Annotated in this window: 22 protein-coding genes and 2 pseudogenes; 10 read left to right on the top strand and 14 right to left on the bottom strand. The window is 72.9% G+C overall.

What is annotated here, in order from left to right:
- Positions 1-9 precede the first annotated feature (9 nt).
- A complete protein-coding gene (locus ACIGO6_RS06555; protein WP_399872191.1) occupies positions 10-1,272 on the bottom strand; it encodes an extracellular solute-binding protein in 1,263 nt (420 codons plus the stop codon).
- A gap of 245 nt (positions 1,273-1,517) precedes the next feature.
- Here ACIGO6_RS06555 and ACIGO6_RS06550 point away from each other — a divergent pair, with 245 nt between their 5' ends.
- Complete coding sequence (locus tag ACIGO6_RS06550) at positions 1,518-1,733, top strand: dodecin (protein WP_399872188.1); 216 nt, start codon at positions 1,518-1,520, stop codon at positions 1,731-1,733.
- A gap of 15 nt (positions 1,734-1,748) precedes the next feature.
- Here ACIGO6_RS06550 and ACIGO6_RS06545 read toward each other — a convergent pair whose 3' ends face one another.
- The gene (locus ACIGO6_RS06545) at positions 1,749-2,240 is read right to left on the bottom strand and encodes a hypothetical protein (protein ID WP_399872184.1); all 492 of its coding nucleotides are present in this window, start codon (positions 2,238-2,240) and stop codon (positions 1,749-1,751) included.
- Positions 2,241-2,484: 244 nt separating this feature from the next.
- On the opposite strand from ACIGO6_RS06545, the gene ACIGO6_RS06540 reads away from it, so the two are divergent.
- Complete coding sequence (locus ACIGO6_RS06540) at positions 2,485-3,504, top strand: LLM class flavin-dependent oxidoreductase (protein ID WP_399872183.1); 1,020 nt, start codon at positions 2,485-2,487, stop codon at positions 3,502-3,504.
- Positions 3,505-3,559: 55 nt separating this feature from the next.
- Positions 3,560-5,932 carry an ATP-binding cassette domain-containing protein gene (locus ACIGO6_RS06535; RefSeq protein ID WP_399872181.1) on the top strand — a complete coding sequence of 791 codons (2,373 nt, stop codon included), beginning with the start codon at positions 3,560-3,562 and terminating at the stop codon, positions 5,930-5,932.
- A 45-nt stretch (positions 5,933-5,977) separates the two neighbouring features.
- On the opposite strand, the gene ACIGO6_RS06530 is transcribed toward ACIGO6_RS06535, so the two are convergent.
- From ACIGO6_RS06530 to ACIGO6_RS06505, 6 genes are all read right to left on the bottom strand, one after another.
- Positions 5,978-6,946, bottom strand: coding sequence for a DUF2382 domain-containing protein (locus tag ACIGO6_RS06530; protein ID WP_399872179.1), 969 nt, complete (start codon positions 6,944-6,946; stop codon positions 5,978-5,980).
- 82 nt (positions 6,947-7,028) lie between these two features.
- Positions 7,029-7,871: a lysophospholipid acyltransferase family protein gene (locus ACIGO6_RS06525; RefSeq protein ID WP_399872176.1), complete on the bottom strand. Its 843-nt coding sequence runs from the start codon at positions 7,869-7,871 to the stop codon at positions 7,029-7,031.
- Positions 7,871-8,641: a GNAT family N-acetyltransferase gene (locus tag ACIGO6_RS06520; protein WP_399872174.1), complete on the bottom strand. Its 771-nt coding sequence runs from the start codon at positions 8,639-8,641 to the stop codon at positions 7,871-7,873. Before ACIGO6_RS06520 ends, ACIGO6_RS06525 begins: the two co-directional genes overlap by 1 nt.
- A gap of 218 nt (positions 8,642-8,859) precedes the next feature.
- The gene (locus ACIGO6_RS06515) at positions 8,860-9,609 is read right to left on the bottom strand and encodes a succinate dehydrogenase/fumarate reductase iron-sulfur subunit (RefSeq protein ID WP_399872172.1); all 750 of its coding nucleotides are present in this window, start codon (positions 9,607-9,609) and stop codon (positions 8,860-8,862) included.
- Positions 9,606-11,555 (bottom strand): fumarate reductase/succinate dehydrogenase flavoprotein subunit, encoded by a 1,950-nt coding sequence (locus ACIGO6_RS06510; RefSeq protein WP_399872170.1) that lies wholly within the window; start codon positions 11,553-11,555, stop codon positions 9,606-9,608. The genes ACIGO6_RS06515 and ACIGO6_RS06510 overlap by 4 nt, the downstream gene beginning before the upstream one ends.
- Position 11,556: 1 nt before the next feature.
- The gene (locus ACIGO6_RS06505) at positions 11,557-12,228 is read right to left on the bottom strand and encodes a succinate dehydrogenase (RefSeq protein ID WP_399873585.1); all 672 of its coding nucleotides are present in this window, start codon (positions 12,226-12,228) and stop codon (positions 11,557-11,559) included.
- A gap of 131 nt (positions 12,229-12,359) precedes the next feature.
- On the opposite strand from ACIGO6_RS06505, the gene ACIGO6_RS06500 reads away from it, so the two are divergent.
- Complete coding sequence (locus tag ACIGO6_RS06500; RefSeq protein ID WP_399872168.1) at positions 12,360-13,244, top strand: LysR family transcriptional regulator; 885 nt, start codon at positions 12,360-12,362, stop codon at positions 13,242-13,244.
- A 13-nt stretch (positions 13,245-13,257) separates the two neighbouring features.
- Here ACIGO6_RS06500 and ACIGO6_RS06495 read toward each other — a convergent pair.
- Positions 13,258-13,704: pseudogene (locus tag ACIGO6_RS06495) on the bottom strand (NmrA family transcriptional regulator); the annotation flags it as partial.
- Between ACIGO6_RS06495 and ACIGO6_RS06490 the strand changes: the two are divergent.
- Positions 13,703-14,050: pseudogene (locus ACIGO6_RS06490) on the top strand (LysR family transcriptional regulator); the annotation flags it as partial. The pseudogenes ACIGO6_RS06495 and ACIGO6_RS06490 sit on opposite strands and share 2 nt — an antisense overlap.
- Before the next feature lie 70 nt (positions 14,051-14,120).
- Here ACIGO6_RS06490 and rmdA read toward each other — a convergent pair.
- The 3 genes from rmdA to ACIGO6_RS06475 form a co-directional block, all read right to left on the bottom strand.
- Positions 14,121-16,265: a cyclic Di-GMP phosphodiesterase RmdA gene (gene rmdA, locus ACIGO6_RS06485; protein ID WP_399872165.1), complete on the bottom strand. Its 2,145-nt coding sequence runs from the start codon at positions 16,263-16,265 to the stop codon at positions 14,121-14,123.
- Positions 16,262-17,074, bottom strand: a complete 813-nt coding sequence (locus ACIGO6_RS06480; protein WP_399872163.1) for an SAM-dependent methyltransferase — start codon at positions 17,072-17,074, stop codon at positions 16,262-16,264. The genes rmdA and ACIGO6_RS06480 overlap by 4 nt, the downstream gene beginning before the upstream one ends.
- Positions 17,075-17,313: 239 nt before the next feature.
- On the bottom strand, positions 17,314-18,261 hold the full coding sequence (locus tag ACIGO6_RS06475; protein WP_399873582.1) for an SCO0930 family lipoprotein: 948 nt from the start codon (positions 18,259-18,261) through the stop codon (positions 17,314-17,316).
- A 737-nt stretch (positions 18,262-18,998) separates the two neighbouring features.
- Between ACIGO6_RS06475 and ACIGO6_RS06470 the strand changes: the two genes are divergently transcribed.
- The 3 genes from ACIGO6_RS06470 (at position 18,999) to ACIGO6_RS06460 (ending at position 20,361) form a co-directional block, all read left to right on the top strand.
- On the top strand, positions 18,999-19,196 hold the full coding sequence (locus tag ACIGO6_RS06470) for a hypothetical protein (protein ID WP_399872160.1): 198 nt from the start codon (positions 18,999-19,001) through the stop codon (positions 19,194-19,196).
- A gap of 18 nt (positions 19,197-19,214) precedes the next feature.
- Positions 19,215-19,979 (top strand): DUF4239 domain-containing protein, encoded by a 765-nt coding sequence (locus tag ACIGO6_RS06465; RefSeq protein ID WP_399872157.1) that lies wholly within the window; start codon positions 19,215-19,217, stop codon positions 19,977-19,979.
- A gap of 232 nt (positions 19,980-20,211) precedes the next feature.
- Positions 20,212-20,361 (top strand): hypothetical protein, encoded by a 150-nt coding sequence (locus ACIGO6_RS06460; protein WP_399872155.1) that lies wholly within the window; start codon positions 20,212-20,214, stop codon positions 20,359-20,361.
- Positions 20,362-20,471: 110 nt separating this feature from the next.
- Here ACIGO6_RS06460 and ACIGO6_RS06455 read toward each other — a convergent pair whose 3' ends face one another.
- Positions 20,472-20,969, bottom strand: coding sequence for a hypothetical protein (locus tag ACIGO6_RS06455; RefSeq protein ID WP_399872153.1), 498 nt, complete (start codon positions 20,967-20,969; stop codon positions 20,472-20,474).
- A 325-nt stretch (positions 20,970-21,294) separates the two neighbouring features.
- Here ACIGO6_RS06455 and ACIGO6_RS06450 point away from each other — a divergent pair, with 325 nt between their 5' ends.
- A complete protein-coding gene (locus ACIGO6_RS06450) occupies positions 21,295-21,963 on the top strand; it encodes a class F sortase (protein ID WP_399872150.1) in 669 nt (222 codons plus the stop codon).
- A 30-nt stretch (positions 21,964-21,993) separates the two neighbouring features.
- On the opposite strand, the gene ACIGO6_RS06445 is transcribed toward ACIGO6_RS06450, so the two are convergent.
- Positions 21,994-22,833 (bottom strand): polysaccharide deacetylase family protein, encoded by an 840-nt coding sequence (locus tag ACIGO6_RS06445; RefSeq protein ID WP_399872147.1) that lies wholly within the window; start codon positions 22,831-22,833, stop codon positions 21,994-21,996.
- A gap of 110 nt (positions 22,834-22,943) precedes the next feature.
- Here ACIGO6_RS06445 and ACIGO6_RS06440 point away from each other — a divergent pair, with 110 nt between their 5' ends.
- Entirely contained in the window at positions 22,944-23,405 is a 462-nt protein-coding gene (locus ACIGO6_RS06440) for a universal stress protein (protein WP_399872145.1), read from the top strand.
- The last annotated feature ends 45 nt before the right edge of the window (positions 23,406-23,450 follow it).

The following is a 23,450-nucleotide window of genomic DNA, read 5'->3' as shown; positions in this document are numbered from 1 at the left end:
GGCGGCGCGTCAGCGTGCGTTGAGGTCCAGCAGCTCGGTGATGCGGGCGGAGGCCCTGCGGGCCTCCGTCTTCGCGTCGCCCCCGGTGAGCACCTTCGTCATGTACTCCTTGATCGGGTTGTCCGCCTCGACCGCGCCCCACCGGGGCGTACCGGGGGTCGCCCGGCCCTGCGCGGCGCCGGCCGCCATGGCCGCGACCCCCTCCTCGTCCGCGACCGCCTTGGCGAGCGACGTCTTGTTGGGGACGTAGTTCATGGTGCGGGCCAGTTCGGTGTTCCACTTTTCGCCCGCGAGGGCGTCGACCACGGCGAGGGCGCCGTCCCGGGTGTCGGTGTTCCGGGGGACGACGAGGTCGGAGCCGCCGGTGAAGACCGCGCCGGGCTGGTCGGCGGTCTTGCCGGGCACGGGGAAGAAGCCGATCTTCCCCTTGAGTTCGGGGTTCTCGCGCACGATGGACTGGGCGAGTCCCGGCACCGCGACGATCTGGGCGACGTTGCCCCCGGCGAACACCCCGGCCTGCGGCGGGTGTTCCTCGTCGGCGTCCACCGGACCGTCGCCCAGGGCCTGCAGTTCGCGGTAGAAGTCCATGCCGCGCAGGGCGGCCTCGGAGTCCAGGGCGCCGGTCCAGACGCCGCCCTCCTGTCCGGCCAGTTCGCCGCCCTCGTCCCAGATGAAGCCGGACAGCGTGTACCAGTCCTGCCCGGCCAGGTAGATGCCCTGGTCACCGCCCGAGTCGAGCTGCTCGGTGGCGGTGAGCCACTCCTCGCGGGTGCGCGGCGGCTCGGTGATGCCGGCCTTCTCGAACAGGTCCTTGCGGTAGATGACCACGCGGTTGGCGGCGTACCAGGGGATGCCGAACTGCTGGGACATCCACTGGCCCGGTTCGGCGAGGCCCGGCAGCCACTCGCGGATGCCCCAGTCGCGCATCGACTCCAGCGTCAGGTCCATCAGCCGGCCGCCCTCCGCGTACTGCGGGACCTGGGTGTTGCCGACCTCGACGACGTCGGGTCCGTCCGTGCCGTCGGCCTTCAGCGCGGCCTGCACCTTGTCGCCGATGCCGGTCCACTCCTGGATGCGGATGTCGAGGTCGAAGCCGGGGTGTTCGCGCTCGAACTCCTCGGTGAACCGCTCCAGGAAGTCCTGCGAGGCACTGTCCTTCATCAGCCACAGGGTGACGGTGCTCCGCTCGCTCCCGGCGTCCTGCGACATCAGGCCGCAGCCGCTGAGGAGGGAGGCGGATACACAGACCAGGGCGAGGAGGCGACGTCTCACGAGGGGTCCTTCTGTCTGACGAACAGGGAGCGGAGGCGGACACGGATGTCCTGCGCACGCGAAGGGAGACCCGACGTGGGGGACGAGCCCGAGGCTCGAACGGGTGTCTGGGATTTTGGTATGTACCAATGCGAAGGTCAAGGGTCGGCCCCCGCCGGGCCCCCGACGCCTCGCGCTCCGCCGCGGCTTGGGGCACGGTGGAGTGACGGACGACACACCTCCGCACCGCGGAAGGGAGCACCCGCATGTCGAACCACACCTACCGGGTCACCGAGATCGTCGGCACCTCGCCCGACGGCGTCGACCAGGCCATCCGCAACGGCATCACCCGCGCCTCGCAGACCCTGCGCAAGCTCGACTGGTTCGAGGTGACCCAGGTGCGCGGCCAGATCGAGGAGGGGCAGGTCGCCCACTGGCAGGTCGGTCTGAAGGTCGGCTTCCGCCTGGAGGACTCGGCCTGACCGCCCACCGGAAGGTCAGGTGCGCCCCTCGCGCTCCTGCGCGATCCGCAGCTCGGCCGACCGGGCCGCCCAGCGCGCGCGGACGACCGTGAATCCGGCCCGTTCGGCGTCGTCGCACACCAGCTCGTCGTCGTCCACGAGGACCCGCACCTCGCGGGTACGGGCGAGCCGGCCCAGAATCTCCAGCTTGGTGCGCCGGGCGGGCCGACGGTCGGCGTTGCCCCGCATGTGCACGGGGCCCTCGGGCAGGCCGTGCGCGGCCAGCCAGTCGAGCGTGTCCCGCCGGCAGCGCTCCGGTCGTCCGGTCAGGTAGACGATCTCGCACTCCCCGGCGCTCGCCCGCACCAGCGCGATGCCCTCCGCGAGCGGCGGGTCGTGCGGCGCGGCGGCGAAGAAGGCGTCCCAGTCCCGCGGCCGGCGCTCCAGGAACCGCTGCCGGTGCGCGGTGTCGGCGAGGGTGTTGTCCAGGTCGAACACGGCCAGCGGGGGCCTGCTGCTGTCGGTCACCCGTCCCACCCTAGGCCCCGTCGTCACATTCCCGTCGTCCGCCCGGCGGGCGGGCCCGGCGGCGTCTGGTGCGTGCGATCGCAAGGCGCCGGAGCGCCCTCGTGGCGGAGCCACGTGGGCGGTTCGGCAACGCGGCGAGCGTGCGTGCCAGACGCCGCCGGGCAGGCGGGAATGTGACGACAGGGCCTAGGCGCACGCCGGGCGCCCGCGGGAATCATGGCGCCGCGCAGGCGTTGAACCCCGTGTGAGCTCCCTGATCGCGAACACCCGGTTCTCCGTCCTCGACCGCTCCCGCATCCGCGAGGGCCATTCCGGTGCGCAGGCGTTGCGCGACACCGTGGAGCTGGCGCGGGAGGCGGAGCGGCTCGGCTACCACCGGTTCTGGGTCTCGGAGCACCACGGTGTGCCCGGGGTGGCCGGCTCGGCGCCGACCGTGCTGGCCGCCGCCGTGGCCGGGGCCACGCGCCGCATCCGGGTCGGCACCGGCGGCGTGATGCTGCCCAACCACCGGCCGCTGGTCGTCGCCGAGCAGTTCGGTGTGCTGGAGTCGCTCTTCCCCGGGCGGATCGACATGGGGCTCGGCCGCTCGGTGGGCTTCACCGACGGCGTCCGCAGGGCGCTGGGCCGGGACAAGGACGACGCCGAGGACTTCGACGCCCAACTGGACGAGCTGCTCGGCTGGTTCCGGGGCTCCTCCCCGACCGGCGTGCACGCCCGCCCCGCGGAGGGGCTGACCGTCCCGCCCTTCGTGCTGGCCATGGGCGAGGGCGCGGCCGTCGCGGCCCGTGCGGGCCTGCCGATGGTCATCGGCGACCTGCGCGACCGCGACCGCATGCGCCGCGGCATCGACCGCTACCGCGCCGGGTTCCGCCCCTCCGAGTGGAGCCCGGAGCCGTATGTCGTCGTCTCCGGCACGATCGCCGTGGCCGGCACCCCCGAGGCGGCCCGGCGGCTCCTGGTCCCGGAGGCCTGGTCCATGGCCCACGCCCGCACCCGCGGTTCCTTCCCTCCCCTGCCCCCGGCCGAGGAGGTCGAGGCCCGGACGACGACCGCCAAGGAACGCGACCTCTACGAGGCCGGTCTCGCCGGCCACCTCGCCGGCACCGAGGAACAGGTCGCCGACGAGCTGGAGTCGCTGCTCAAGGAGACCGGCGCACAGGAGGTCCTGGTCACCACCAGCACGTACGACCGCGAGGCGCTGCTGGACTCCTACCGGCGGCTCGCCCGCGTCGTCGGCGCGGGGGCGTCCGCCACCCCGGCGTAGAATCGCGGGGTTTGTCCCACCGGCCGTGGCCGCAGACCGTACGGAGTTCCCCGCGATGCACAGCCCCCACGACCCGTACGTCCGGGTGCGCGACGCCCGCGAGCACAACCTCAAGGGCGTGGACGTGGACATCCCCCGGGACGTGGTGGCCGTGTTCACCGGCGTGTCGGGGTCGGGAAAGTCGTCACTCGCCTTCGGGACGGTGTACGCGGAGGCGCAGCGGCGCTACTTCGAGTCGGTCGCGCCGTACGCCCGCCGGCTGATCCACCAGGTCGGTGCCCCGAAGGTGGGCGAGATCACCGGGCTGCCGCCCGCCGTGTCGCTGCAACAACGCCGCGCGGCGCCGACGTCCCGGTCCTCGGTGGGCACGGTCACCAACCTGTCCAACTCGCTGCGCATGCTGTTCTCCCGGGCCGGCGACCACCCGCCGGGCGCGCCGCGGCTCGACTCCGACGCCTTCTCGCCCAACACGACGGCCGGGGCGTGCCCCGAGTGCCACGGGCTCGGCCGGGTGCACCGTACGACCGAGGAGTTGCTGGTCCCCGACCCCTCGCTGTCGATCCGGGACGGCGCGATCGCCGCGTGGCCCGGCGCCTGGCAGGGCAAGAACCTGCGGGACGTGCTGGACGCGCTGGGCTACGACGTGGACCGGCCCTGGCGCGAGCTGCCCGCCGAGGAGCGGGAGTGGATCCTCTTCACGGACGAGCAGCCGGTGGTCACGGTCCACCCCGTGCGGGAGGCGGGCCGCATCCAGCGTCCGTACCAGGGCACGTACATGAGCGCCCGACGGTATGTGATGAAGACGTTCTCGGACTCGAAGAGCGCCACGCTGCGGGCGAAGGCCGAACGCTTCCTCACCAGTGCCCCCTGCCCCCTGTGCGGCGGCGGCAGGCTGCGGCCGGAGGCCCTGGCGGTGACCGTCGGCGGCCGCACCATCGCGGAGCTGGCCGCGCTGCCCCTCACGGAGCTCGCCGAAGCGCTGCCGACGGACGGGGAGACGGCCCGGGTGCTCACCGGGGACCTCACCTCCCGCATCGCGCCCGTCGTCGAACTGGGCCTCGGCTATCTGAGCCTCGACCGGGCGACGCCCACCCTGTCGGCGGGCGAGCTGCAGCGGCTGCGGCTGGCGACGCAGCTGCGTTCCGGGCTGTTCGGGGTCGTCTACGTCCTGGACGAGCCGTCGGCGGGACTGCACCCGGCGGACACCGAGGCGCTGCTGACGGTGCTGGAGCGGCTGAAGCGGGCCGGCAACTCGGTGTTCGTGGTGGAGCACCACCTGGGCGTGATGCGCGGCGCCGACTGGATCGTGGACGTCGGTCCGCGGGCGGGCGAGCACGGCGGGCGGGTGCTGTACAGCGGTCCGGTCGCGGGGCTGGCCGACGTCGGGGAGTCCGCGACCGCCCGCCACCTCTTCGACCGCTCCCCCGCCCCCCTCCGCGGGGTGCGCAGCCCGCGAGGCACCGTGACGGTCGGCCCGGTCACCCGGCACAACCTGCGCGGGGTGACCGCCGAGTTCCCGCTGGGCGTCCTCACGGCGGTCACCGGCGTCTCCGGCTCCGGGAAGTCGACGCTCATCGGTGAGATCACCGAGGACTTGCCCGGGGTCGGCCGGCTGGTCTCCGTCGACCAACGGCCGATCGGACGCACCCCGCGTTCCAACCTGGCCACCTACACGGGCCTGTTCGACGTCGTGCGCAAGGTCTTCGCGGCCACCGACCAGGCACGGGAGAGGGGTTACGGCGTCGGCCGCTTCTCCTTCAACGTGTCCGGGGGGCGCTGTGAGACCTGCCAGGGCGAGGGGTTCGTCAGCGTCGAGCTGCTGTTCCTGCCGAGTACGTACGCGCCGTGCCCGGACTGCGGCGGGGCGCGGTACAACCCCGGGACGCTCGAAGTGGCGTACCGGGGGCGGAACATCGCCGAGGTGCTGGCACTGACGGTGGAGGACGCGGCGGAGTTCTTCGCGGACACCGAGCCCGTGGCGCGCAGCCTGGCCGCGCTGCTCGACGTCGGGCTGGGCTATCTGCGGCTCGGCCAGCCGGCCACCGAGCTGTCCGGCGGGGAGGCGCAGCGCATCAAGCTGGCGAGCGAGTTGCAGCGGGGGCGCCGTGGCCACACGCTGTACCTCCTCGACGAGCCGACGACCGGTCTGCACCCGGCCGATGTCGAGGTGCTGATGCGCCAGTTGCACGGTCTGGTCGACGCCGGGCACACGGTGGTCGTCGTCGAGCACGACATGAGCGTGGTGGCGGGGGTCGACCACGTGATCGACCTGGGTCCGGGCGGCGGCGACGCGGGCGGCCGGATCGTCGCGGCGGGACCGCCGGCCGTGGTGGCGCGGGCGGACACGAGTGCCACCGCCCCGTATCTGGCCCGGGCGATGGACGGCGGGACGGACAGCCGGAAGACGGACGGCGGGACGCACCGGTGAAGTCGCTTCACCGGCGCACGTCCTCGCGGTGACGGCCGGTGGCGGCTACGTGCGGCCCCGCCGCGCGTCGTCGTCCTCGGTGACCTCCTCGGTCACGGCCTCGATCCGCTCCTTGCGGACCTGCCCGCGCACCGTCTCGTTCTCCGTGTGCTCCTCCGTGGTCATCCGGACGCGTTCCACCGGCACCGCCTCGGTCTCCACGACGGTGCGTTCCGCGTGCAGCGTGATCTCGTGCTCGGCCTCGCTGATCTCCGGGCCGGAGAGCGCCTCGCCGCGGTTGGCGTCCGTGATCGGTTCGCGTTCCACCCGCACTTCCTCGTGGGTCACCGGAACGGTCTGCTCGACCTCTTCCGTGACCACGTACTTGCGCAGCCTGGCCCGGCCGGACTCGTGCCGTTCGACGCCGACGTGCATCTGCTCCTCGGAGCGGGTCATGGCGTCGTCGCCGCGCAGGCCCGTCCGGTCGGAGGTGTCCCGGCGGCCTGCCGTGCCGCCCGCCGTACCGGCCGCACCGGCCGTACCGGCGATGCCCGCCGCTCCTGCCGCGCCGGCCGCCCCTGCCGCGCCCCCGCCCGTGCCGGTGCCCATGCCCGTGCCCATGCCCGTACCCATGCGCCTGCCGGTGCCGGGCCTGGTGCCGGGGCCCGCGGCCCAGCGGCCGTCGTCGGTCCGCTCGGCCTCGGACAGCACGCTGTCCCAGTTGATGCCGTAGTAGTCGTAGAGCCGGTGCTCCTCGCTCTCCGACAGATGGCCGCCCGCGTCGACGTCGACATTGGGCGCGCCCTTGACCTGGTCCTTGCGGTAAGGGACCTCGAGGTGGTCCCGCACCATCGCGGCGTCGCGGATGGGGACGAAGGACTCGTTGGAGCCGAACATGCCCGTCTTGACGCTCACCCACTCGGGACGCCCGGTCAGGTCGTCGAAGAAGACGTGCTTGGCGTCGCCGATCTTGTTGCCGTCACCGTCGTAGACCGGCTGGTCCAGGACGTTGGCGATCTCTTCACGGGTGATCATCTGGCATCACCCTCCTTCCGGAGTGCCTTCGAGTGCCTGCCTTCCGGATTTCCGCATCAGGCGTACGAAAACGACACACCAGTCACAAAGCGCACATACTTTTCGAAGGTGCTTTCTCCTGGTGACCGTGCCGGACCGCCGGCCCTCCGGGACCGTCCGGCTGGGCGGCCTCGGCCAGCGCGCGGCGGTCGCGGTGGCGGCCGGGCGGGACGGCGGGGCACACCTCGACCTCGGCGGTCAGACCGCGAGCGGAGGCCACCCGCCACAAGGAGGCCAGCAGAGTGTCCTCGCCGACGAACGCGGGCGCCGTGCTCACCGCCCGCTCCGCGGTCCGGTACCGGATGCGGACCGGCTGGACCGGCACCCCGGCGTCCAGGGCGGCCTGGAAGACGGCTCGGCGGAAGCTGCCCCTGGCCCGTCCGCACCAGGTGCTGCCCTCGGGGAAGGCGGCGACCGCCGCGCCCTCGCGCAGGGCGCGCGCGAGCGTGGCGACCGTGTCGGGCAGGGCCCGCAGCCGGTCCCGTTCGATGAACAGCACCCCTGCGCGCGCGGCCAGCGGGCCCGCCACCGGCCACCGCCGTATCTCGCTCTTGGCCAGCATCCGGGCGGGGCGCACGGCGGCGAGCAGCGGGATGTCGAGCCAGGAGACGTGAGGGGCGACGAGGAGCAGACCGCCGGCCGGCGCGGCGGCCCCCGCCACCCGGACCCGGACGCCGGCCGCCCGGACGGTCCACCGGCACCAGCGCCGCACCAGGGCGTCGGGGATCCTCCCGCCGAGCGGCGTCAGCGCGAGCGCGATCCCGACGAGCAGCAGCACGGCCACCGCCGTGAGCCGCAGCACGGCACGCGGCAGGGCCGCCGCGTCCCGGGAGCGTTCCACGCACGCCCCGGGGGTGCAGGGCGCGGTGGGCAGCCAGGCGCTCATCAGGCCGGGACGAGCGAGAGGAAGTGCCGCAGATAGCGCGGGTCGACCCGGCTCATCGGCAGCAGCACGTACAGGTCGGCGACGCCGAAGTCCACGTCGTGGGCGGGCTCCCCGCAGACCCAGGCGCCGAGCCGGAGGTAGCCGCGCAGCAGGGCCGGCAGCTCGGTGCGGGCGGCGGGCGCCGCGGCGCGCGGGATCCACGGGAGCAGCGGCCGCACCCGGTACTCCTCCGGGGCCAGGTGCTTGGCCCGCACCCGGTCCCAGGCACCGGCGGCGAGGGCGCCGCCGTCGGCGAGCGGGAGCGAGCAGCAGCCCGCCAGCCACTCGTGGCCCCGGTCGGTCATGTAGCGGGCTATCCCGGCCCAGATGAGCCCGATGACGGCACCGTCCCGGTGGTCGGGGTGCACGCAGGAGCGGCCGACCTCGACCAGTCCGGGGCGGATCGCGTCCAGCGCGGCGAGGTCGAACTCGCCCTCCGCGTACAGCCGTCCGGCGACGGCCGCGCGTTCCGGCGGCAGCAGCCGGTAGGTTCCGACGACCTGCCCGGTCGTCTCCTCGCGCACGAGCAGGTGGTCGCAGTACGCGTCGAAGGGGTCGACGTCGTACCCGGGCTGCGGGCTCGCCAGCAGGGCGCCCATCTCCCCGGCGAAGACGTCGTGCCGCAGCCGCTGCGCGGCCCGCACGTCCTCCTCGTCACGGGCGAGGGTCACGGTGTAGCGGTGGGGTGCGGCGGGCTTCGGGGGACGGTCTGCGGTCAGTACGCCGGTCATGGGTGCTCTCCTGGTGGTGAGAACGGTGGTCGTGGGGACGACTCCGCCACAGTTCTTCCGAGGCCGGCTGTACTGCACATGACCAGTGCCGGGAGAGGGGATGTGCGCTTGCTGAATGCCGGTCTCCCGAACGACGCTTCCGCGCAAGCGAAACGGGGCCGGGAGGAGCACCTCTCCCGGCCCCGTCCGTCCGCACCTTTCGGCGAACGTCGTCGGGGCTACTTCTTCGCCACCTTGCGCGTGGCCCGCAGCCATTCCTTGTTCATGCTGGTGATGGAGACGAGCGGGATGCCCTTCGGGCACGCCGTCGCGCACTCGCCGGTGAGGGTGCAGCCGCCGAAGCCCTCGTCGTCCATCTGCGCGACCATGTCCAGCACGCGGGTCTCCCGCTCGGGCGCGCCCTGCGGCAGGACGTTGAGGTGGTTGACCTTCGCGGACGTGAACAGCATCGCCGCGCCGTTCGGACAGGCCGCGACACAGGCCCCGCAGCCGATGCACTCCGCGTGCTCGAAGGCGAAGTCGGCGTCCGGCTTCGGCACCGGCGTGGCATGGGCTTCCGGCGCCGCACCGGTCGGCGCGGTGATGTAGCCGCCGGCCTGGATGATCCGGTCGAAGGCCGAGCGGTCGACGACCAGGTCCTTCACGACCGGGAACGCGGACGCCCGCCACGGCTCGATGTCGATGGTGTCGCCGTCCTGGAAGGACCGCATGTGCAGCTGGCAGGTGGTGGTGCGCTCGGGGCCGTGGGCGTCGCCGTTGATGACCAGCGAGCAGGCGCCGCAGATGCCCTCGCGGCAGTCGTGGTCGAAGGCGACCGGGTCCTCGCCCTTGAGGATGAGCTCCTCGTTGAGGGTGTCGAGCATCTCCAGGAAGGACATGTCGCGGGAGATTCCGTCCACCTCGTACGTGGACATGGCGCCTTCGGCGTCGGCGTTCTTCTGCCGCCAGACGCGCAGGGTGAGCTTCATGCGTAGCTCCGCTGAGTGGGGTGGACGTACTCGAAGACCAGGTCTTCCTTGTGCAGGGTGGGCGCCTCGCCGGTGCCGGTGAACTCCCAGGCCGCCGCGTAGCCGAACTCGTCGTCCTTGCGGGCCGCCTCGCCGTCGGGGGTCTGGGACTCCTCGCGGAAGTGGCCGCCGCAGGACTCGGCGCGGTGCAGCGCGTCGAGGCACATCAGCTCGGCGAGTTCCAGGTAGTCGACGATGCGGTTGGCCTTCTCCAGCGACTGGTTGAACTCCTCGCCGGTGCCGGGGACCTTGATGCGCCGCCAGAACTCCTCGCGGATCTGCGGGATGCGCTCCAGGGCCTTGCGCAGGCCGGAGTCGGTGCGGGCCATGCCGCAGAACTCCCACATCAGCTCCCCGAGCTCGCGGTGGAAGGAGTCCGGGGTGCGGTCGCCGTCGACGGAGAGGAGCAGGCCCAGCCGGTCCTCGGTCTCGGCCAGCACCTCCTGCACCGCCGGGTGCGCGTCGTCGACCTCGTCCTTGTGCGGGTTGCGGGCGAGGTAGTCGTTGATGGTGGCCGGCAGGACGAAGTAGCCGTCGGCCAGGCCCTGCATCAGCGCGGAGGCGCCGAGGCGGTTGGCGCCGTGGTCGGAGAAGTTGGCCTCGCCGACGGCGAACAGGCCGGGGACGGTGGTCTGGAGGTCGTAGTCGACCCACAGTCCGCCCATCGTGTAGTGCACGGCGGGGTAGATCCGCATCGGTACCTGGTAGGGGTCCTCGTCGGTGATCCGGTGGTACATGTCGAAGAGGTTGCCGTACTTGGCCTCGACCGCCTTGCGGCCCATGCGCTTGATGGCGTCGGCGAAGTCGAGGTAGACGCCCTGGCCGCCGGGGCCCACTCCCCTGCCCTCGTCGCAGACGTTCTTCGCGGCGCGGGAGGCGATGTCACGCGGGACCAGGTTGCCGAAGGACGGGTAGATGCGCTCCAGGTAGTAGTCGCGCTCGTCCTCGGGGATCTTGTTCGCCGGGCGGTCGTCGCCCTTGGCCTTGGGCACCCAGATCCGGCCGTCGTTGCGCAGCGACTCGCTCATCAGCGTCAGCTTGGACTGGTGGTCGCCGGTGCGCGGGATGCAGGTCGGGTGGATCTGCGTGAAGCAGGGGTTGGCGAAGTAGGCACCGCGCCGGTGCGCCCGCCAGACGGCGGTCGCGTTGGAGTTCATGGCGTTGGTGGAGAGGTAGAAGACGTTGCCGTAGCCACCGCTCGCCAGGACCACCGCGTCCGCGAAGTACGTGTCGATCTTCCCGGTGATCAGGTCGCGGGCGACGATGCCGCGCGCCCGCCCGTCCACGACGATCAGGTCGAGCATCTCGGTGCGCGGGTGCATCTCGATGTTGCCGGCCGCGATCTGCCTGCTGAGCGCCTGGTAGGCGCCGAGCAGCAGCTGCTGGCCCGTCTGGCCGCGGGCGTAGAACGTACGGGAGACCTGGACGCCGCCGAAGGACCGGGTGTCGAGGAGGCCGCCGTACTCGCGGGCGAAGGGCACGCCCTGGGCCACGCACTGGTCGATGATCTCGACGGAGATCTGGGCGAGCCGGTGCACGTTGGACTCGCGGGAGCGGAAGTCGCCGCCCTTGACGGTGTCGTAGAACAGCCGGTGGATCGAGTCGCCGTCGTTGCGGTAGTTCTTCGCCGCGTTGATGCCGCCCTGCGCGGCGATGGAGTGGGCGCGGCGCGGGGAGTCCTGGTAGCAGAACTGGACGACGCGGTAGCCCTGTTCGGCGAGGGTCGCGCCGGCCGAGCCGCCCGCGAGGCCGGTGCCGACGACGATGACGGTCTGCTTGCGCCGGTTGGCGGGGTTGACCAGCTTCGCCTCGAAACGGCGCGTGTCCCAGCGCTCGTTGACCGGACCGGCGGGGGCCTTGGTGTCGGCGACCGGCTCACCGGTCGTGTAGTCGGCGTAGGTTGTCATGTCAGCTCACCACTCCGGTCATCACGCCCACGGGGACGGCGACGAAGCCGACCGTGAGCAGCAGCGCGAGGACGTTCGCGACGGTCTTCAGGGCGCGGTCGCGGGTACGGCTGCCGGCGCCGAGGGTCTGGGCGGCGCTCCAGAAGCCGTGCCGGATGTGCAGGCCCAGGGCGAGCATCGCGACGATGTAGATGACGTTGCCGTACCAGGTGGAGAAGGTGTCCACGACGTTCTGGTAGGGCTTGCCCGTCTCGAAGCCGCCGCTGTGCACGGTGCCGGTGGTCAGGTCCAGGATGTGCCAGACGATGAACAGGCCGAGGATGATCCCGCCCCAGCGCATGGTGCGGGTCGCGTAACTGGCCCGCTTCCTCTTGTGCACGTACTTGTCGGGCCGCGCCTTGATGTCGCGGCGGCTGAGCTGGTACGCGGACGTGGCGTGGGCGACGACGGCGACGACCAGCACGACGCGGATCAGCCACAGCGTCCACTCGTAGTGCATGAACGGTTCGCCGACCGTGCGCAGCCAGTGGGCGTACTCGTTGAACTCGCTCGTCCCGAAGAAGATCTTCAGGTTCCCGATCATGTGGGCGACCAGGTAGAGCAGCATGACGAGACCACTGACCGCCATCACTGTCTTCTTGCCGACGGTCGAGTCCCACACGGTGCGCGCCATGGACGGCCGTCGGTCCGTCCGCGTTGCCAGAGCCATGTCACAGGACGCTACGGGGGAAGAGGCCCATCGGTCCAAGACATGGTGCGCCTCGTTTCCATAGGCTCTTTCTATCGGGAACGTATGCTTGCAGGATGCAGTTGCAGCAGCTCCAGTACTTCGTGGCGGTGGCCGAGACCCGGCACTTCACCCGGGCCGCCGAGACCGTCCACGTCGCCCAGCCGTCGCTGTCCCAGCAGATCAAGGCGCTGGAGCGGGAGCTGGGCGCCGACCTGTTCCTGCGCGCGCGGGGCAACATCACGCTCACGGACGCCGGGGAGGCGCTGCTGCCGCTGGCCCGGCGCATCCTGGCCGACGCGGACACCGCCCGGCACGAGGTGCTGGAGCTGGTGCAGCTGCGGCGCGGACGGGTGCGGCTGGGCGCCACCCCGAGCCTGTGCACCGGACTGCTGCCGGACGTGCTGCGCGCCTTCCACGACCGCTATCCCGGCATCCGGCTGATGATCGAGGAGGGCGGCTCGCACGACCTGGTGCGGGAGCTGGCGCGGGGCGCCCTCGATCTGGCGCTGGTGGTGCTGCCGCTGCCCACCGCGTCACCGGCGCTGACCACGGTGGAGCTGCTGCGGGAGGACCTGGTGGTGGTGTCGTCCCCGGAGTCGCCCCGGCCGGGCGGCGGGCGGCGTGCGGTGCGGATCTCCGACCTGGAGGGCGAGCGGCTGGTGATGTTCCGGCACGGGTACGACCTGCGGGAGCTGACGGTCGCGGCGTGCCGCTCCGCCGGGTTCGAGCCGGACTTCGCCGTGGAGGGCGGGGAGATGGACGCGGTGCTGGGGTTCGTGCGGGCGGGGCTGGGGATGGCCGTGGTGCCGCGGATGGTGGCGGCGCGCTCCGGCCGCGGACTGCGGGTGACCCCCTTGGCCCGCCCGGGCCTGCACCGCACCATCGCCCTCGCCCACCGCAGCGACGTGGCCCCGCCGCGGGCCGCACGGGAGCTGCAGCGGATGCTGCTGGAGCGGTGACGGGGCCCTGCGATCAGGTGAGCGCGGCGGGCCTGAGGACCTCCTCGCACCAGCGGCGGAAGCTCGTGGGCGCGGCGTCCGGGGTGCTGGGCTCTCCCTCGCCGTAGAAGCCCTGGGTGTCCCTCGCCGAGGCCATGTCGGCCAGACTCCGGGCGCCCGCCTCGCTCGCCCCGCACCGCAGGGCGGACGCCTTGTACTCCTCCGGGGTGGTCTCCCGCACCCGTACCGGGCGGCCCAGCACCTCGGACAGGACCCCCGCCATGCCTGCGGGGGTCAGCGCGTCGGGGCCGACGAGGGGCACGTCGGCGCGGCCGGTCCAGGAATCGTCGAGCAGCAGGCGGGCGGTCGTGGCGGCGATGTCGGCGGTGGCGCAGGTCCGCAGGACACGGTCCGTGGCGTACGCCATGCGGAACTCACCCGTGTCGCGCAGGCCGGCCGCCTGCCCGAGCAGGTTCTCCATCGCCGTCCTCGCCGCGGACCATCCGCTCGCCTCCCGCGACCGGCTGGAGCTGGCCGACCTCGGCCTGGACGCCGCAGGCATGGAGCGGCACATCGACAAGGCCCGGCGCGGCCACGGCGACCTGGCCCAGGTGCTCACGGCCGTCTCGCTCGGCAAGGTCGTGACCCTGCTGCCCGCGTCGGTGACCGACCGCTACCCGCGCCCGGGCGTCGCCTACCGCCAGGTCCTGGACGCCCCGCCCGTCGTCCTCTCCCTCGCCTGGCCCCAGCACTCCCGTTCCACGGCGACCGCGGCCCTCGTCCGCGCGGCGACGGAGGTCGCCGAGGCCGCTCGTGGCGGGGCGTGAGTCGAGCTGCACCTGACGGAGCGTGAGTCGAGCTGCCCCTGACGGGGCGTGCGCGGACCGGTGGCCCCGCTCAGCCCGCGGCGTCCACCAGTGCCAACTCGTGCAGCCGCTCCGGGGGGCCCGGGCGGGCGTAGTACCAGCCCTGGGCCGTGTCGCAGCCCAGTATGCGGAGTTGCTCGGCCTGGGCGCCGGTTTCCACCCCCTCGACGGTGACCGCGAGGTCCAGGCTGTGGGCCAGGGCGACGATGCCCTCGACGATCTTGAGGTCGACCGGGTCCGCCGGGAACTGCTGCATGCTCTGGGTGAAGGAGCGGTCCAGTTTGAGGACGCTCACCGGCAGCCGGCGCAGGTTGGCGAGGTTGGAGTAGCCGGTGCCGAAGTCGTCCAGGGCGATGTCGACGCCCATCTCGGCCAGCCGGCGCAGCGGCTTGAGCAGGTCGTCGTCGGCGCCGATGAGGGCCGACTCGGTGACCTCCAGGCACAGCGCGTCGGGCGCGACGCCCGTGCGCTCCAGGATGTCGACCGTGTCCTGGACCAGGCCGGGGTGGGTGAGCTGGCAGGGCGAGAGGTTCACGTTGATGCGCAGCGGCCCCGCGGCGGTCGTCTCGCCGTACCGCTCCCGCCAGGCGTGGGCCTGCCGCACGGACTGCTCGAGGACCCAGCGGCCCAGCGGCACGATCAGCCCCGTGTGCTCGGCGAGCGGGATGAAGCGGTCCGGGCCGAGCACGCCGTGCTGCGGGTGCAGCCAGCGCACCAGGGCCTCGGCGCCGCGCACGCTGCCGTCGCCGAGGTGGACGAGCGGCTGGTACTCGATGAAGAACTCGCCGCGTTCCAGGGCCGCCGGCAGCGCGGTCGTCAGACCGTGCCGGGTGATGACGCGGGCGTCGGCCTCCGGGTCGGCGAGCTCGAAGCGGTTGCCGCCCGCCGACTTGGCCCGGTACATCGTGATGTCGGCGCTGCGCAGCACCTCCGCCGGGCTGCGCTCGCCCGCCGGGCCCTCGACGATGCCGATGCTGCCGCGCACGGTCAGTTCGCGGCCGTCGACGCTGATCGGGGCGTGCAGCGCGTTCATGATGCGCCCGGCGAGCTCGTCGACCTCGTGCGGGGTGTCGGGGCCGGTGGTCAGCGCGACGAACTCGTCGCCGCCGAGCCGGGCGACCATCTCGCCGGGCGCGGTGGCACAGGCCTGCAGCCGGTCCGCGACCTCGACGAGCAGCCGGTCGCCGGCCGCGTGGCCGAGGCTGTCGTTGACGGTCTTGAAGCCGTCGAGGTCGAGGTAGCACAGGCCGAAGCGCTGCCCCGGGCCCGCGTTGAGGGCCTTCTCCAGGCGTTCGAAGAAGAAGCTGCGGTTGGGCAGACCGGTGAGCGCGTCGTGCGTGGCCTCGTAGCGCAGTCGCAGATTGAGCAGCCGGCGCTCGGTGGTGTCCTCCATCAGCGCGAGCTGGTACTGCGGAGTGCCGTCGGCGTCGCGCAACAGGGAGACGGTCAGGTTGGTCCACAGGACCGTGCCGTCGGGGCGGTAGAAGGCCTTCTCCACGTGGTAGTGCTCGCGCTCGCCGCGCACCAGCTCGTCGTAGAGCCGCCAGACGTGGGGCGCGTCGTCGGGGTGCGACCACTCCCTGACCCTGCGGCCGCGCAGGGTCGGGTCGGCGATGCCGAACATGCGCATCAGCGCGCCGTTGACCTGGAGGACGTTGCCGTCCAGGTCGGCGATGCCGATGCCTATGGCGGCGCCCTCGAAGACCGCGCGGAACCGGGCCTCGCTGGCGTGCAGGGCCTCCGCCACCACGCCCTGCGCCTTCAGGGCGGCCTGCGCGATGGCCTCCTGCTCCGCCAGGGTGCGCTCGCGCAGCGCCCCGGCGTACCCGGCCGCCACGGCGTGCTGGAGCCGTGCCGAACGCGCCCGCAGGTGCTCGGGGTCGCCGTCCTCGCCGCAGTAGAGCACGAGGTAGGCGTCGACGCAGTCCAGCGTCCGCGCGAGCGCCTCGGGGTCGGTGCAGTGCGCGTCGACGAGCGCGGCGCCGGCCGCCCTGGCCTGCTCGGCGTCGAAGCTCCGGGCGCGCAGCACCTCGCTCAGCCGGCGGGCCAGCGGCAGCAGTCGCTCCTCGAACTCGGGCCGGGTCGCCGACGTCGAGGTCACGGGGAAGACCGCGCGGCTCCAGATCGTCGCGAACCGGCGCAGTCTGTCCTCCGGCCCGTCCGGCTCCGCGCTCACGCCGTACGTCCCACGCCGGCGAACCCGGAGAACGCGTACGGGTCCTCGTCCTCCACAGAACCCTCGGGCCGCCAGCGCGGCATCGGAACCAGTCCGGGTTCCACCATGTCGTACCCCTCGAAGAACCGCGCGATCTCGTCGCGCGAGCGCATGATCAGCGGATTGCGGATGTCCTTGTACACGTCCACCGCGCCCCCGGCCCGCTCGGCGGGCAGCGGGACCCCCTCGTAGGAGGCGTGCGTGAGCACCAGCAGGCTGCCGGGCGCGAGCGCGTCGCTCAGCTCGGCCACCGCCGCGTAGGGGTCGTCCGCGTCTTCCACGAAGTGCAGTATGGCAACCAACAGCAGGGCGACCGGCCGATTCAGGTCGATCAGCCGCTCCACCTGCCCACTGGCGAGGATTTCCTGCGGCTTGAGGAGGTCCGCCGCCACGACGTCCGCGTCGTCGTGGCCCTCCAGGACGGCCTGGCTGTGCGCGACCGCCACCGGGTCGTGGTCGACGTACACCACGCGGGCGCCAGGACGGCTGCGTCCGGCCACCTCGTGGACGTTGCCGAAGGTGGGGATGCCGGAACCGATGTCCAGGAACTGGTCGATGCCCTCGGCGGCCGCGAAGCGCACGGCACGGCGCATGAACGCCCGGTTCGCCTGCATGATCTTGGGGAGTCCCGGCATGAACTCCATGGCCCTGCGGGCCGCTTCCCGGTCGACCTCGAAGTTGTGCGAACCGCCCAGGTAGAAGTCGTAGATCCGGGACACGCTGGGCACCGAGATGTCGATGCTGCGGGGGGCCCAGGCGGGGCGCTCCATCTGGCTCTCCAGGGGCATAGGCGATCCGGTGTTCGAGCTGAGGCTACTGATCGCCCGCCAAAGGGGCGAGCCCAAACGGAAATTGACCGTCCGTTCCCGGTCACTGCCTGCGGCACGTGCCACGTGGCAAGGCGCGTCAAGGCACGCCAAAGCGCGCGAACGGGGCCGTCCCCTCCGTACGGGTACGGAGGGGACGGCCCGCTGGTCGCGCGCGCCGAGGAGCGGCGGGCGGGAGGGCGCTACTTCTTCGGCGCGCCGACCGGCTTTCCGTCGGGTGCGACGGCGTACCAGGTGCCGCCGACGCCCTGACCGTTGGTGTCGCCGGCCTTCTTGTCTCCGGCGAAGGTGTAGATCGGCCAGCAGTCGATGGTCTGCTGGGCGGCGCCGTCGGGCCGGGTGAAGCTCATCAGGCCCTTCTTCTCGACGCCCTTGGTGTCGTCGGCCTCGACGGGGGCCACGACCGGCCACTTCTCCAGGCAGGCGCCGGTGCACGCCGACACGGGCTCCGGCCAGGCCTCGTCCTTGAGGAAGCGGTACACGGTCATGCCGTTCCTGTCGACGACGATCTCGCCGAGTTCCGGATCGTTGCGGGTGGACAGGCCGGCCGCGTCCTCGGCCTCGGCCTTCTTGCCGTCCGCGGCGAGCGCGTACCACTTGCCGCCGACGCCCTGGCCCTTGACGTCCCCGGCGGCGGTGTCCTTGGCGTAGCGGTACGCCGGCCAGCCGCCGATGGTCAGCTGCTTGGTGCCGTCGGCGCGGGTGACCTCGCCGAGCAGTGCCTTGTCGATGCCCTCGCCGGCGAGCGCGTCGTCCGCGGCCACGGGCGGCCAGGCGGTGGCGCAGTCGTTCTCGCACGTCGTCTTGGGCGGTTTGGCGGTGTCGGCGTCGAAGCGGTAGAGGGTGCGGCCCTTCCCGTCGGTCACCAGCTCGCCGATCTCGGCGTTCGTGGAGACGGACAGCTTGCCCGCGGGCTCCGGCGCACTCGCCGACGCCTGGGTGCCGTTCGCGCCGGCGCCGATTCCCGCGCCCGCCCCGGTGCCGAGGTCGCCGACGTCTCCGGGCGCGGCCGTGGCGCCCACGTTCTGGCTGCCCGCGGCGGGGCCGCCGTCCTGGCCGCACCCCGTCGTCAGCGCCAGCAACGCCGCAGCGCTCGCCGCGAGTGAGGCGCTCCGCCAGGAGGTCTTCATCGTCAATCCCCGATCGTCGCCAAGCTGTTGGGGCGCCCTGTTGCGCCGCCGCACGACACTGGGTACGCACCGGGGAGCGGGTTGTGTTCAACCGGCGGCAGGTTTTCTTTTCCGGTTTCTTCCCGGCTTCTTTCCGGTCCGGCCTCCGGTCGCCTCCCGGCCCCCCCGGGACTCCTCGCACACAGGTACGAAACCGGGTGCGTGCGGAGGTCCGCCGGTCAAACCGCGGACCGGCCCGCGTCCCTCCTTCGGGGCAATCGTCCGGCACTCCGCCATGGCCCGGCGCGCCAGGCTCCATGATCAGCGACGTGCATGGACCCCAACCTGCCCGATCCGCCCTGGCCGCACGGGTGTTGGCGCTGCTGACGCTGGTGTTCGCCCTCGTCGGCGTGCCGATCGGCCCGGCGCGGGCCGACGCCTGTGCGTACGTGTCGTCCGGAGCGGACGGCACCGATGCGAGGGCGGTCGCCGGGAGCGCCTCCTGGCCCACCTTCCCGCCCTGCCCCGAGCCCACGCCGACGCCCACCCCCACGCCGACGCCTACGCCGAAACCCCCGCCCAAGCCCACTCCCCCGCCACCCCCGGCACCGAAGCCTCCCCCGCCGGCGCCACCCACCCCGCGACCCGAGCCGCCACCCCCGCCGCCTCCGCAGCCGGCACCGGCCCGCCCCCTTCCGACCCCCACGCCGACTCTCACACCGAAGCCGGCACCGCCCCCCGCCCCGACCCCGGCGCCGGTGCGTCCCGCGGCCCCCGCGCCCGGACCGTCCGCCACTCCCACGCCCCGGCCGTCGCTCAGCCCGGTGCACTACCCGCGCTACCGCGCCGCCCGGCCGCAGCAGCGGTCCTCACGCGGTGCCACGTCGCCGCTCGTCTTCGTCCTGCTCATCACGGTGCCCGCGGTGGTCGCCGTCGCCGCGCTCCGTGCGCGCTGATCCCTCTGGAGGCCTCCCTTGCCGGAATGGCTTGTTCTCACCCTCGCGATGCTGGCCGCCTGTGCCGTGGTGGTCGTCATCACCCTCGTACGGCACCGCAGGGCGTCCGACGACGAGGACACCACCGAGACCCCTGACGTCATCGAGTACATGACGATGTGGATCGGCGTGGTGTACGCCATCGTCCTGGGCCTGGCCATCGCCGGTGTCTGGGAGGCGCGCAGCGCCGCCCAGGAGCACGTGCAGACGGAGGCCGTCGCGCTGCACGAGATCTCGGAACGCGTCCGCGTCTATCCGCCCGACGTCCGTGACCGCATCCGGGACGATGTCAACGCCTATGTCGGACACGTCGTCACCACCGAGTGGAAGACCATGGCCGACCACGGCCGCGTCACCGAACGCGGCACCGAGCTCCTCGACCGCGTCCGCGCGGACGTCACCGACTACGAGCCGAGGACGGACTTCGAGGCGCAGGCGTACCAGCCGCTCGTCGACCAGGTGACCGCGGCCGACCAGGCCCGCATCGCCCGGTCGGAGTCCACGGGGGCGACCATGCCGGGGGTGGTGTGGTTCGGGCTGGTGGCCGGGGCCGTCATCACGATCGGGATGATCTTCGCCCTGCAGATCCGCCGTACGACCCGGGAACTGGTCCTCGCCGGGCTGTTCTCGGCGCTGATCGCCTTCCTGCTCTTCCTGATCTGGGACTTCGACGCGCCGTTCAGCCGCGGCGTCGCGGCGTCGACGGAGCCGTTCCTGAACCTCTTCCCGGGCGTCGAGGGCTGACGCGTCCGTACGGGTCCGCTCCCGGCGCGGCCTTCCCAAAGGGCCCGCCGGGAGGCGTCGACACGCCGCCGCCGTCCCCCGAGCGGCGCACTCCGTTGCCCCGTTCGCGCGACTGCGCTCGCGCCGACCCGCCCGGCTTCCTAGCGTTACGGGCATCGAGGTGCATTCCTGGCGCGAGCGGAACGGAACCGACGCCGCGCCCCGGAGATCCGGAGGACCGACCATGCGCGCGATGCCCGTCGCTCCGGCCGCACTGCCGGCCGCCGTCCCTCTCGCCGCCTGTCTCTCCGCCTGTCTCTCCGCCTGCGGACCGGCCGGGGCGGCCGTGGGCGGCTCCGGCTCGGCCTTCTCGCGCCGCCGCTCCGGCGAGGGAGGCGCCTGACTCCCCGCCCCGTTCACACACGGCTTCGCCCCGGATCCGGTGCGGTCCGGGGCGAGGTTCCGAAGGCCCGCCCCGCGAGGCGGGATTCGAACCGCGGGAGACAGGGACGGTCAGAATCGGCGCTCGGCCCGGCGCCGCATCCAGAACAGACCGCCGCCGGCGACGGCCGTGGCCACCATCCCGCCGCCGATCGCGACGTCGGCCGGGGTGGCCCCGGTGGAGTTGCTGCCGCCGAGACCGCCGCGGACACCACCGATGACGGTGAAGGCCGCCGGACGGGTCAGCCGTCTGCCGGAGCAGTCGACCGTGATGTCGTACGACCCGGGACGAGCGTCCTGCCTGATGGTGGCGGTGCCCCTGGACGTCGCGTTGGCACCCCTGACCGGGGTCAGGTGGGCCGTCCGGAACGCACGCGAGGCCATCGTGCCGCCCTGCGGGCAGCCGTCGACCGTGACGGTCAGCTGACCGCCGCGGGCGATCACGCTGGGCAGGGCGACGATGTTGCGCGGCTGCTGGTGGTGGTCGCCGCCGGCGGTGGCCGTGGGGGCGGCCAGTCCGAGGACAGCGACGGCGGCGCCGGCGGCCGCCAGGGCACGAGTGTTGCGCATGTGAGCCTCCGCGGAAGGCGTCCCGGGACCCGTCCCCGGTCGATCGGCGAGAAAACGCCTCCCGGAAAGACCCTCAGTTGCCCTGCGACGGGGCGCACTTCGGGAATGGTCCGTCCTGGTGAGGGCCCTCTCGCCCCGGAACCGCGCGAGCGGATATCACCGCAGGTCACGGACCGTCAGAAAAGTCGCCTCGGACCCGTCCCGGATGGCTCACGGAAGGACGCGAGCGCCACCCGTTCGCCACTGCCCCGTCGCCGGTCGCGCGCGCGGCGCTTAGCGTTCCCGTATGCGCGGATGGCACGACGACGGCCAGAGGGGATGGCGAATGTACGCGTCCGAGGCGGCCGAGGAAGAGGAGCGACCGAGGAAGCGCGCTCCCTGGGGCGTGATAGCGCTGGTTCTGCTGACCGGGCTGGCGCTCATTCGCAACGGTTCGGGGGAGTTCGACGCGGGCCCGCCGCAGCCGGCGTCGGCCGCGGCCGCGGACACCCGGGAGGTGACCGGTGGCGACAGCGCCGTCGCGAGCCTCGCTCCCCTGCCGTACGGGGTGCCCGACCAGGTCTCCATCCCCGCCATCCAGGTCGACGCGCCGGTCATTCCGGTGGGTCTGGACGCGGACGGCTGGGTCGCCGCGCCGCCGCCGGAGGACCCGAACCTGGCCGGCTGGTTCACCGGCGCGGTCTCCCCCGGCGAGAAGGGCACCGCGGTCGTGGTCGGCCACGTCGACAACGACGAGGGACCCGCGGTCTTCTACGGACTCGGGGCCCTGAAGAAGGGAAACACGGTGGAGGTGCACCGCCAGGACGGAAGGACGGCGGTGTTCGAGATCTACGGCGTCGAGGTCTTCGCGAAGGACGATTTCCCCGGCGACCGGGTCTACGCCTCCAAGGGCAGCCCCGAACTGCGGGTCATCACCTGCGGCGGCGGTTTCACCCAGCAGAACGGCTACGCGGGGAACGTCGTCGCCTTCGCCCGCCTGACCGAGGTCCGCTGAGCGTGCCCCGGCCGGGCGGGCGTGGCGCCGTCAGGGGTGCCGCCGCCGCGGGACGGTGAGGTGGTAGCCGGAGTCCAGCAGCCCGGGCAGATAGCGGCGCAGGGCGCGGACGCTCTGCGAGCGGTCGCCCCCGGCGTCGTGCGAGAGCACCACGACGCCGGGGGCGGCGCCGTCCTCGACCCGGTCGACGATGGTGCGGGTGCCGGGGGTGGTCCAGTCGAGGGTGTCCACGGTCCAGGCGAGCGGTTCCATGCCGAGTTCGGCGCCGAGCTGGAAGGCGGCGCGGTTCCACGCCCCGTACGGCGCCCGGAACCAGCGCGGCGGCTCGCCGTAGGCCTGCTCGACGACCTCGCTCGTGCGCTCCATCTCGGACCGGATGCGGCGCCGGGTGAGGCGGGTCAGCAGGGGGTGGGACCAGGTGTGGTTGCCGACGACATGTCCCTCGTCGGCCATCCGGGACAGCAGGTCCCGGTTGTGGTCGGCCATCTCCCCGCACACGAAGAACGTCGCGCGCACGTCGTACTTCGCCAGGGTGTCCAGGATGTCCGGGGTGTAGCGGGGGTCGGGGCCGTCGTCGAAGGTGAGCAGCATGGCGCGGCCCCGGCCCGAGATGCGCAGGATCGGCTCACTGCGCACCGGCGGGCGGTGGGGCGCGGCCCGGAGCGAGCCGTATCCGGTCAGGGGCTGGAGGCGGTAGGCGGAGGGCTTGAGCGGGCGGTGTGCCGGGGGGCCCGGGGCGGGGGCGAGCGGCCGGGCCGGCGGACCGTCCCCCAGGCCCACGGCGAGCGCACCGGCGGCGCCGGCGGCTCCCACGGCCGCGGCACCGGCGAGCAGGGCGCGGCGTCGTGTGAGCAACTGATCCTTCTGCATGACTCATCAGTCGCCCGGTGACGGTCCGGCGCACCTGAGCAACACCGGTGCGGCGGCACGGAACCACCCGCCCGGCCCAGGACCGGGGACGACTCCGATAGCCTCGCCGCGTGACGGAACAGCACTCCCATCAGTTCGAACGGGGCACGGACGGACCCAAGGTCATCGTCGTCGGCGTGGACGGCTCCGACTCCTCGCTCCGTGCCGCGGCCTACGCCGGCGGTCTGGCCCGGCGGCAGGGCGCGCTGCTCGCCGTGGTGTACGTGCAGCCGGTGCTGGCGGCGGGTGCGGCGCTCGGGGCGCCGGTGGCGGGGACGACCGAGGAGATCGCCGAGGACCTGGTGGCCCATATCCGGGAGGCGACCGAACGGGTCAAGGGGATCTTCGACGTCCGCTGGGAGTTCCACACGTTCCGTGGCGACCCGTACACCGGCCTGGTGAGGACGGCCGACCAGCTGAAGGCGGACGCGGTGGTGGTGGGGGCCTCCGAGCAGGCCGGTCACCGGTTCGTCGGCTCCGTCGCGGTCCGGCTGGTGAAGGCGGGGCGCTGGCCGGTGACCGTGGTGCCGTAAACCTCCTGGCCGTGGTGTGTGCGTCGTGGCTTCCGTCGCGGGCGT

This window comes from Streptomyces sp. NPDC053750 (assembly GCF_044544295.1).
Lineage (GTDB): Bacteria > Actinomycetota > Actinomycetes > Streptomycetales > Streptomycetaceae > Streptomyces.
The sequence above is the reverse complement of the archived record's forward strand: the minus strand, read 5'-3'. Positions and strand labels throughout refer to the sequence as shown.

What these genes read in the sequence shown, in the direction of transcription:
- ACIGO6_RS06550 (WP_399872188.1), top strand. Translation starts at nt 1,518, where the DNA reads ATGTCGAACCACACCTACCGGGTCACCGAGATCGTCGGCACCTCGCCC.
- ACIGO6_RS06535 (WP_399872181.1), top strand. Translation starts at nt 3,560, where the DNA reads ATGCACAGCCCCCACGACCCGTACGTCCGGGTGCGCGACGCCCGCGAG.
- ACIGO6_RS06530 (WP_399872179.1), bottom strand. Translation starts at nt 6,946, where the DNA reads ATGATCACCCGTGAAGAGATCGCCAACGTCCTGGACCAGCCGGTCTAC.
- ACIGO6_RS06525 (WP_399872176.1), bottom strand. Translation starts at nt 7,871, where the DNA reads ATGAGCGCCTGGCTGCCCACCGCGCCCTGCACCCCCGGGGCGTGCGTG.
- ACIGO6_RS06520 (WP_399872174.1), bottom strand. Translation starts at nt 8,641, where the DNA reads ATGACCGGCGTACTGACCGCAGACCGTCCCCCGAAGCCCGCCGCACCC.
- ACIGO6_RS06515 (WP_399872172.1), bottom strand. Translation starts at nt 9,609, where the DNA reads ATGAAGCTCACCCTGCGCGTCTGGCGGCAGAAGAACGCCGACGCCGAA.
- ACIGO6_RS06510 (WP_399872170.1), bottom strand. Translation starts at nt 11,555, where the DNA reads ATGACAACCTACGCCGACTACACGACCGGTGAGCCGGTCGCCGACACC.
- ACIGO6_RS06505 (WP_399873585.1), bottom strand. Translation starts at nt 12,228, where the DNA reads ATGGCGCGCACCGTGTGGGACTCGACCGTCGGCAAGAAGACAGTGATG.
- ACIGO6_RS06500 (WP_399872168.1), top strand. Translation starts at nt 12,360, where the DNA reads ATGCAGTTGCAGCAGCTCCAGTACTTCGTGGCGGTGGCCGAGACCCGG.
- ACIGO6_RS06480 (WP_399872163.1), bottom strand. Translation starts at nt 17,074, where the DNA reads ATGGAGCGCCCCGCCTGGGCCCCCCGCAGCATCGACATCTCGGTGCCC.
- ACIGO6_RS06475 (WP_399873582.1), bottom strand. Translation starts at nt 18,261, where the DNA reads ATGAAGACCTCCTGGCGGAGCGCCTCACTCGCGGCGAGCGCTGCGGCG.
- ACIGO6_RS06460 (WP_399872155.1), top strand. Translation starts at nt 20,212, where the DNA reads ATGCCCGTCGCTCCGGCCGCACTGCCGGCCGCCGTCCCTCTCGCCGCC.
- ACIGO6_RS06455 (WP_399872153.1), bottom strand. Translation starts at nt 20,969, where the DNA reads ATGCGCAACACTCGTGCCCTGGCGGCCGCCGGCGCCGCCGTCGCTGTC.
- ACIGO6_RS06450 (WP_399872150.1), top strand. Translation starts at nt 21,295, where the DNA reads ATGTACGCGTCCGAGGCGGCCGAGGAAGAGGAGCGACCGAGGAAGCGC.
- ACIGO6_RS06445 (WP_399872147.1), bottom strand. Translation starts at nt 22,833, where the DNA reads ATGCAGAAGGATCAGTTGCTCACACGACGCCGCGCCCTGCTCGCCGGT.